At 44.1% G+C, this 671-nt stretch carries 2 pseudogenes; one reads left to right on the top strand and one right to left on the bottom strand.

Features of this window, described 5'->3' with window-relative positions:
* Positions 1 to 171 (top strand): annotated as a pseudogene (locus R7093_RS25835) (adenosine deaminase); the annotation flags it as partial.
* Between the two features lie 69 nt (positions 172 to 240).
* Here the strand turns inward: R7093_RS25835 and R7093_RS25830 are convergent.
* Positions 241 to 671, bottom strand: a pseudogene (locus R7093_RS25830) (oxygen-independent coproporphyrinogen III oxidase); the annotation flags it as partial.

Raw genomic sequence — 671 nt, 5'->3', positions numbered from 1 at the left:
GATCCTGCGGTAGAAGGTATTGAGCTACCTTACGAATACGAAGTGGCGGCGCCAGCAGCCGGCCTGAGCCAAGAGCAGATTCGCCAAGCGCAAATCAATGGCCTTGAGCTTGCTTTCATTTCTGATGCAGAAAAAGCAGAACTGAAAGAAAAAGTTAAAGATCGCGTTTAATCAGCGCAAAATTATAAAAAATGCCAGCATTTGCTGGCATTTTTTGTATTTGGAATCGGCAAGCGATGATCAAATCACGCGAGAGAATTGCTGCTGACGCGCTTTTGCTCGCAGATATTTATCGAAGCTCATACAGATGTTACGAATAAGCAGGCGACCACGCAGTGTTACTCGAATTTCATTGTCATCCACTTCCACCAACTCATCATTGATGAACGTTTGCAGCAATTGCAGGTCTTCTTTGAAGTACTGATCAAATTTCACTCTGAATTCAGATTCGATCGCTTTTTTATCAAGCTTAAAGTTACAAATCAGCTGCTTAATGACTTCTCGACGGAGCAAGTCATCCGAATCGAGTGAGACACCTTTCCACAATGCGTGGCGAAGGTCATTTACTTGAGCGTAGTACTTCTTGAGCTCTTTTTGGTTTTGCGCGTACGCATCACCAATCATTGAAATCGCAGAAACACCAAAGCCCACCAAGTCACACTCACCTTGAG

It is taken from the genome of Vibrio sp. 1580 (genome assembly GCF_033340055.1).
This window is presented reverse-complemented; position numbering and strand designations above follow the sequence as displayed.